Origin of the sequence: Sphingopyxis sp. (assembly GCF_025869345.1) — a bacterium.
In the GTDB taxonomy this organism is placed as follows: Bacteria; Pseudomonadota; Alphaproteobacteria; order Sphingomonadales; family Sphingomonadaceae; genus Sphingopyxis.
Window position 1 is genome coordinate 1 of the sequence record NZ_JAOZVW010000082.1, and the last position, 8,018, is coordinate 8,018.

At 67.4% G+C, this 8,018-nt stretch carries 5 protein-coding genes; 4 read left to right on the forward strand and 1 reads right to left on the reverse strand.

Going from position 1 to position 8,018, the window contains the following annotated elements:
- Window positions 1-117 precede the first annotated feature (117 nt).
- Together tyrS and OJI97_RS09040 are read left to right on the forward strand one after the other, a co-directional pair.
- Window positions 118-1,344 (forward strand): tyrosine--tRNA ligase, encoded by a 1,227-nt coding sequence (tyrS, locus tag OJI97_RS09035; protein ID WP_297662780.1) that lies wholly within the window; start codon window positions 118-120, stop codon window positions 1,342-1,344.
- A 76-nt stretch (window positions 1,345-1,420) separates the two neighbouring features.
- On the forward strand, window positions 1,421-1,762 hold the full coding sequence (locus tag OJI97_RS09040; protein ID WP_297662783.1) for a PilZ domain-containing protein: 342 nt from the start codon (window positions 1,421-1,423) through the stop codon (window positions 1,760-1,762).
- Between the two features lie 54 nt (window positions 1,763-1,816).
- On the opposite strand, the gene recG is transcribed toward OJI97_RS09040, so the two are convergent.
- A complete protein-coding gene (recG, locus tag OJI97_RS09045; RefSeq protein ID WP_297662784.1) occupies window positions 1,817-3,883 on the reverse strand; it encodes an ATP-dependent DNA helicase RecG in 2,067 nt (688 codons plus the stop codon).
- Between the two features lie 234 nt (window positions 3,884-4,117).
- Between recG and OJI97_RS09050 the strand changes: the two genes are divergently transcribed.
- Window positions 4,118-4,378, forward strand: a complete 261-nt coding sequence (locus OJI97_RS09050; RefSeq protein ID WP_297662786.1) for a succinate dehydrogenase assembly factor 2 — start codon at window positions 4,118-4,120, stop codon at window positions 4,376-4,378.
- A complete protein-coding gene (mfd, locus tag OJI97_RS09055) occupies window positions 4,375-7,956 on the forward strand; it encodes a transcription-repair coupling factor (RefSeq protein WP_297662788.1) in 3,582 nt (1,193 codons plus the stop codon). The genes OJI97_RS09050 and mfd overlap by 4 nt, the downstream gene beginning before the upstream one ends.
- Window positions 7,957-8,018: the final 62 nt, after the last annotated feature.

Below are 8,018 nucleotides of genomic sequence, written 5' to 3' on the forward strand. Positions count from 1 at the left end.
CGGGGTCCCGCTGCCCCTTCTTGAGTAAGCGGGACCCCGGATCAAGTCCGGGGTGACGATAATGAAGACATGAACAGGTTGGGTTTGCGCCTTTCGCGTGCTAAGCGCCCGCCCGCCATGACCCATTACAAATCCGACCTGCTGCGCCTGCTCGACGAGCGAGGCTATATCCATCAGATGACCGATGCGGAAGGGCTCGATGCGCTCGCCGCGAAGCAGGTCGTCCCGGGATATATCGGTTTCGACGCGACCGCGCCGAGCCTGCACGTCGGCAGCCTCGTCCAGATCATGATGCTGCGCCGCCTGCAACAGACGGGGCACAAGCCCGTCGTGCTGATGGGCGGCGGCACGACGCGGATCGGCGACCCGACCGGCCGCGACGAAAGCCGCAAGATGCTGTCGGACGAGACGATCGCCGCGAACATCGCCTCGATCCGCACAATCTTCGAGCCCTTTCTGGCCTTCGGCGACGGTCCGGCCGATGCGGTGATGGTCGACAATCAGGACTGGCTCGGCAAGCTCGGCTATATCGAGCTGCTCCAGGAGGTCGGCACCCATTTCACGATCAACCGCATGCTGACCTTCGATTCGGTCAAGCTGCGGCTCGAGCGCGAGCAGCCGATGACCTTCCTCGAATTCAACTACATGATCCTGCAGGGATACGACTTCCGCTATCTGTCGAAGGAACGCGGGGTACGGCTCCAGATGGGCGGGTCGGACCAGTGGGGGAATATCGTCAACGGGATGGAACTCGGCCGCCGGATGGACGGCGCCGAGCTTTACGGCCTGACGACTCCGCTGCTCACCACCGCCGCGGGCGCAAAAATGGGCAAGACCGCGGCGGGCGCCGTGTGGCTCAATTCGGGACAGCTGCCCCATTTCGATTATTGGCAGTATTGGCGCAATTGCGACGACCGCGATGTCGGCAAGTTCCTGAAGCTCTTCACCGACCTGCCGATGGATGAGATCGCGCGGCTGGAAGCGCTTGAGGGCGCCGAGATCAACGAGGCGAAGAAGATCCTTGCCAACGAAGCCACCGCGCTCTGCCGCGGCGCCGAGGCGGCGAAGACCGCCGCCGACACCGCCGCACAAACCTTTGAAAAGGGGCAGATTGGCGGCGACCTGCCGCACGTCACGGCGCCAGCGGACGGCATCTCCATCGTCGATGCGCTACGCGAGCTCGGTTTCGCCGCGTCGAACAAGGAAGCGCGGCGCAAGCTCGACGAGGGCGCGGTCAAGGTCGATGGGGTCGTGATCCGCGATCCGCAGCATCGCATCCAGCCCGCGGACGCCGACGTTCCGGTCAGCCTGGGGTCGAAGAAACACGGCCTCGTGACCCGCTGATGCGCCAAAGTTCATTTACCGATTCTTCAGCAATGGCGTAGAACGATCCATGGCAAACGACAAAGGTCCGGGACGTATGCGTAAGATCGACACCAACAAGGCCCATTATGTCGGCCTCGACCAGCGGATTGCGCCGCGCAGCGATGTCTATTGCCGCTTGCCCTTCGTGCTGCCCGACGGGCGGCAGGAAATGTGCACCTGCGTCAACATCAGCGCCGACGGCATGCTGATGCGTTACGAACGGGGGCTGGAGATCGGCGACCTCGTCGTCTTCCGGATGCCGATCATCGGCCGCATTGCGGCGAAGGTGATCTGGTCGCTCGGCGGCAAGACCGGCGTCCAGTTCGAAAAATCGATCGCGGCCGAGGATTATCTGCCGATGATCCGCGCCATGGGTGCGCGCGGGGACGTGAACTAAACCCCAAGATCGAGGCATAAGCCGGTTCCCCTCCCGCAAGCGGGAGGGGAGAATTTATCCACTCCTGAGCAGCGGCACCGCCGCGTCGCGTTCGAAGAGATAGAGGCAGAGCCGCACCGCTTCGCCGCGCGCGCCCTCCATGCCGCCGTCGCGCTCGACGAACAGCCGCGCATCGTCGTGGGCGACCGGCAGCAGCCGCACCAGTTGTTCGGGCGTCGCGACGCGGTAATCGGCGTCGCCCGACTGTTTGAGCCCGAGCAATTCGCCGCCGCCGCGCAGTTCGAGGTCCTTCTCGGCGATCAGGAAGCCGTCGTTCGTCTCGCGCATCAGCGTCAGCCGCTCGCGCGCGGTTTCGGACAGATTCTGCGAACGCAGCAGCAGGCACACCGATTTCGCCGCGCCGCGCCCGACGCGGCCGCGCAATTGGTGAAGCTGGGCCAGTCCGAAATTCTCGGCATGTTCGACAATCATCAGGCTGGCGGCGGGGACGTCGACCCCGACCTCGATCACCGTCGTCGCGACGAGGACGCCGATATCGCCCGCCTGGAAGCGCGCCATGACGTCGTCCTTCTCGGGCCCCTTCATGCGGCCATGGACAAGCCCGACGCGCGCCTCGCCAAGCCGCGCGCGGAGCAACGCCGCGCGCTCCTCGGCCGCCGCGAGGTCGCTGCCCTCGCTCTCGGCGACCAGCGGGCACACCCAGTAAGCCTGCGCCCCGGTCGCGAGATGGCGGTCGAGCGAAGCGACCACCTCGTCGAGCCGCTCGACCGAGACGACGCGCGTATCGACCGGGGTGCGGCCCGGCGGCATCTCGTCGAGGCGCGAGACGTCCATTTCGCCATGATTGGCGAGCAGCAGCGTGCGCGGGATCGGGGTCGCAGTCATCACCAGCAAGTGCGGCGGCCGCTGCCCCTTCGCGGTCAGCATCAGCCGCTGCGCGACGCCGAAGCGATGCTGTTCGTCAACGACGACGAGCGACAGATCCCTGTAGGTTACCGCCTGCTGAAAGATCGCATGGGTACCGACGAGAATATCGATGCTGCCGTCGGCGAGCCCCATCAGCGTCGATTCGCGCGCCTTGCCCTTGTCGCGCCCGGTCAGGATCGCGAGATTGACCGGCAAGCCGCCGAGCATGTGCTGCAGCGTCGCAAAATGCTGGCGCGCGAGGATTTCGGTCGGCGCGAGCAGCGCCGCCTGCGTCCCCGCCTCGACCGCGGTCAGCATCGCACGCAGCGCGACGAGCGTCTTGCCCGATCCGACGTCGCCCTGCAGCATCCGCAGCATCGGCCGATCCTGCGCCATGTCGCCCGCGATCTCGCGCCCCACGCGTTCCTGCGCACCGGTCAGCCCGAACGGCAGTTTCAGCGCGTCGGTCAACCGCCCGTCGCCCGCAATCGCCCGGCCCTTGCGCGCGCGCAGCCCCTCGCGGATCAGCATCAGCGCGACCTGGCTCGCGAAAATCTCGTCATAGGCGAGGCGGTCGCGCGCCGCTTCGTCGCGCGGGCTGGCATGGGCGCGCTCGACCGCCTCGCGCCACGCCGGCCAGCCGCGGCTGGCGAGCAAAGGCGCGTCGATCCACTCCGCAAGGTCGGGTCGACGTTCGAGCGCGACCTGCCCAAGCTGCGACAGCCGCGCGTTGGTGAGGCCCTCGGTCAGCGGATAGACCGGCTCGTGGACCGCGATTCCCGCCTCGTCGTCCGGCTCGGCAACATGGTCGGGATGGACGATCTGGCGCATGTCGCCATAGAGGTCGAGCCGCCCCGATACGCGGCGTTTCTCGCCTAGCGGGAACAGCTTGCGCGCGAGCCCGGAGGTGCGCCCGAAATAGACGAGCCGGACATGGTCACCCGCCTGATCGAACGCCTCGACCCCGAAAGGCGCTCGGGGGCTGCGGCCGGAGCGGTAATCCTGCGCGGTCAGCTCGACGATGATCGTCTGCCCGGCCTGCGCCTGATCGAGCCGGTCCACGGGCACGCGCGAGATGAGGCCGGTGGGCAGATGGAACAGCACATCGACGACGCGCTCCAGCCCCAGCCGGGTCAGCGGCTTGGCGAGCTGCGGCCCGACGCCCTTGAGGTCGGTGAGCGCGGCAAAGAGCGGGTTGAGGATTTCGGGTCGCATCGGTTGCTGCTGTCTAGCGCGGTAAATTCGAACTTGCACCTCCCCTCTCCCCTTGCGGGAGAGGGCGGCGAGACTTACGAGCTTGCTCGTTAGTCGCAGCGGGCGAGGGGTAGCGCTTGCAAAGCAAGCGCGCGCTCGCCATGCGAGCGCTCACCCTCATCCAACTTCGCCTAGCCGCACGGCGGCAAGGCTTCGTATCCTTCTCCCGTCAAGGGAGAAGGGAAAGAGAAACAGATGACCGACCGCCTGAAACGCCTCAAATTCCGCGCCTGGCATCGCGGCACGCGCGAGGCCGATTATATGATCGGCGGCTTTTTCGACCGCTATGCGCCCGAATGGGGCGAGGCGGAGCTCGCCTGGTACGAAGCCGTCGTCGAGGAGGACGACGTCGATATCATGGCCTGGGCGCTCGGCACCGGCCACCCGCCCGCACATCTCGACAATCCGCCGCTGATCGCCGCGATGCGGCGGCTGGACTATATCCCGCTGCCATGACCCGACCCGCCGCCGACATCTTCGCCGCCATCGCGTCGGCCTCGGCGCCGCTGACGCTCGCGCGGGCGGCGGACGGATTCCTGCCGCTGCTGCTCGCCGACCTGGCGCGGGCGAGCGACAAACGCCTGCTCTATGTCGCGACCGACGACGCGGCGATGCAGGCGGTCGCCGACGCTGCCCCCTTCTTCGCACCCGATCTTGTCGTGCATCGCTTCCCGGCATGGGACTGCCTGCCCTACGATCGCGCCGGGCCGTCGATGCGCGTCAGCGCCGACCGGCTCGCGACCTTGTCGGCGTTGCAGGCGCCGGCGAAGCGTGGCGAACTGATCCTCACCACCGTCGCCGCGATCACCCAGCGCACGCTGACGCCCTTTCGCATCCGCCAGCTTGCAACGACGCTCGCGCCGGGGCAGCGGATCGACCGCGACGCGCTTGCCGAGCTGCTCGTCTCGAACGGCTTCAACCGCGTCGATACCGTCGCCGACCAGGGCGAGTTCGCGGTGCGCGGCGGCATCGTCGACCTGTTCCCGGCGGGCGAGGAAACGGGCCTGCGCGTCGATTTCTTCGGCGACGAGATCGAAAGCATCCGTCGCTTTGACCCCGCCGACCAGCGCAGCCTCGGCCCCGCGAAGGCGCTGCAACTGCTCCCCGCCGCCGAAACGCTGCTCGACGAAGCGACGATCAAACGTTTCCGGTCCGCCTATCGCGAAATCTTCGGCGCGCAGGCAACCGGCGACCCGCTCTATCAGGCGGTGAGCGAAGGGCGGCGACAGGCGGGGATGGACCATTGGCTGCCGCTGTTCGAGGAGCGGTTGGCGACTTTGTTCGACCATATCGACCCCGCGACCCCCGTGCTACGCGGGCACCGCACCGACGCCACCGCCGAAACGCGCTTCGCCGCAATCGCCGACTATCATGCCAATCGCGTCGCCGCCGCGCAGGAGCAGGCGGGAAGCTATCGCCCGCTGAAACCCGAAGCGCTCTATCTGACCGAGACCGAGTGGGATGCGGCGGAGCGGCGTCCGATCCATATCGTCACCCCCTTCGACGTCCCGCCGTCGGCGACGGTGATCGACCTCGAAAGCTTCGCCGCGCGCGATTTCACGCCCGAACGCACCGCCGACCTGAACGTCTACGACAAGGTCGCCGATCATCTGTCCGACGAGCGCCGCAAGGGGCGGCGGACGATCATCGCCAGCTATTCGGGCGGTGCGCGCGAACGCTTGGCGGGGTTGCTGAAAGAGCATGGCGTCGATGGGTTGGCGCAGGTCGATACGTGGCAGGAGGCGCTGGGCGCCACTCTCCCCTCCCGCTTGCGGGAGGGGTCGGGGGAGGGCCTGTCTGACGACAGCGCAGCGCCCGAGACACGCCCTCCCCTAGCCCCTCCCGCAAGCGGGAGGGGAACCGGCACCGTCGCGCTCATCGTCCTCCCGCTCGATCACGGCTTCGCCAGCGACGCGATCAGCCTGCTCACCGAACAGGATATTCTCGGCGAACGCCTCGTCCGCCGCGCCAAGCGCCGCAAGAGCGCCGACGCCTTCCTCGCCGAACTCGCGACGCTCAGTGTCGGCGATCTCGTCGTCCATCTCGACCATGGCATCGGCCGCTATGAGGGGCTGACTTCGATCCCGGTCGGCGACAGCCCGCACGACTGCGTCGCGCTCACTTACGCCGGCGGCGACAAGCTCTACGTCCCCGTCGAAAATCTCGACGTCCTCTCGCGCTACGGCGGCGAGAGCGAGGGCGTCGCACTCGACAAGCTCGGCGGCGAGGCGTGGCAGCGGCGCAAGGCGCGGATGAAGGAGCGCATCCGCGAGATCGCGGGCGAACTGCTCGCGACCGCGGCGCAGCGCGCGCTGCGGCCCGGCGAGGTGCTGGCGCAGGATGCCGCCTACCCCGCCTTTGCCGACCGCTTCCCCTATCAGGAAACCGACGATCAGGACCGCGCGATCGGCGATGTGCTCGCCGACATGGCGTCGGGACGCCCGATGGACCGGCTGGTGTGCGGCGACGTCGGTTTCGGCAAGACCGAGGTCGCTTTGCGCGCCGCCTTCGTCGCGGCGATGGCGGGGGTGCAGGTCGCGCTCGTCTGTCCGACCACCCTGCTCGCGCGCCAGCATTTCACCAATTTCGTCGAGCGCTTCAAAGGCTTTCCGATCAACATCGGCAGGCTGTCACGCCTCGTCCCCGCCGCCGAAGCGCAGAAGACGCGCGAGGGGTTGTCGAACGGCCAGATCGACATCGTCGTCGGCACCCACGCGGTGATCGCCAAATCGGTCGAGTTCCAGAACCTCGGCCTCGTCATCGTCGACGAGGAGCAGCGCTTCGGCGTCGTCCACAAGGAGCGGCTGAAGCAACTGAAAGCGGACGTCCATGTCCTGACCCTCACCGCGACCCCGATCCCGCGCACCTTGCAGATGGCGATGTCGGGTCTCCGCGAACTCAGCGTCATCCAGACGCCTCCCGTGGACCGCCTCGCGGTCCGCACTTACGTCGCGCCGTGGGACCCCGTGGTGATCCGCGAAGCCTTGCTCCGCGAACACGACCGCGGCGGGCAGAGCTTCTTCGTCACCCCGCGTATCAAGGACCTCCCCGACATCGAGGAGTTTCTGCGCACCCGCGTGCCCGAGATCAAATATGTCGTCGCGCACGGCCAGATGGCGCCGGGCGAGGTCGAGGAGCGGATGGGCGCCTTCTACGACCGCAAATATGACGTGCTCGTCTCGACGACGATCGTCGAGTCGGGCCTCGACATTCCGAGCGCCAACACGCTGGTCGTCCACCGCGCCGACCGCTTCGGCCTCGCGCAGCTTTACCAGCTTCGCGGCCGCGTCGGCCGGTCGAAAACGCGCGCCTACGCCTATCTCACCACGCCCGAGGGCGGCGCGATCACCGACACCGCCGAAAAGCGGCTGAAGCTGCTCGGCGATCTCGACACGCTCGGCGCGGGCTTCCAGCTCGCGAGCCACGATCTCGACATTCGCGGCGCGGGAAACCTCGTCGGCGACGAACAGTCGGGGCATATCCGCGAGGTCGGCTTCGAACTCTATCAGTCGATGCTCGAGGAAGCGATTCTCGTCGCCAAGGCCGAGGGCATGGGCGCGGCGCCGCCGCGCGAGGCGCTGTCGCCGGTCATCACCGTCGATGCGCCGATCCTGATCCCGGAAGATTATGTCCCCGACCTGCCGCTGCGCATGGCGCTCTATCGCCGCCTCAACGAGGCCGAGGATCGCGCCGGGCTCGACGGCTTCGCCGCCGAAATGATCGACCGCTTCGGCCCGCTGCCGCCCGAAACCGCGAACCTGATCCAGCTCATGGAGATCAAGGCGAACGCCAAGGCCGCGGGCATCGCCAAGCTCGACGTCGGCACCAAGGGCGCGCTCGTCAGCTTCCACGGCGACCAGTTCGCCAACGTCCCCGGCCTGATCGCCTATGTCGAACGGCTGAAAGGCCGCGCGCGCATCCGGCCCGACAACCGGCTGTCGGTCAGCGGCGACTGGGGCAGCGCGGGGGCACGGCTCAACGGCGCGCTGCAATTGTCGAAGGGGCTGGGGAAGCTGGCAAGACAGGCGACGTAAGGACCATCGTCATTGCGAGCGAAGCGAAGCAATCCAGGGCGGTTTACGCCTGCTCTGGATTG

What these genes read in the sequence shown, in the direction of transcription:
- tyrS (WP_297662780.1), top strand. Translation starts at nt 118, where the DNA reads ATGACCCATTACAAATCCGACCTGCTGCGCCTGCTCGACGAGCGAGGC.
- OJI97_RS09040 (WP_297662783.1), top strand. Translation starts at nt 1,421, where the DNA reads ATGCGTAAGATCGACACCAACAAGGCCCATTATGTCGGCCTCGACCAG.
- recG (WP_297662784.1), bottom strand. Translation starts at nt 3,883, where the DNA reads ATGCGACCCGAAATCCTCAACCCGCTCTTTGCCGCGCTCACCGACCTC.
- OJI97_RS09050 (WP_297662786.1), top strand. Translation starts at nt 4,118, where the DNA reads ATGACCGACCGCCTGAAACGCCTCAAATTCCGCGCCTGGCATCGCGGC.
- mfd (WP_297662788.1), top strand. Translation starts at nt 4,375, where the DNA reads ATGACCCGACCCGCCGCCGACATCTTCGCCGCCATCGCGTCGGCCTCG.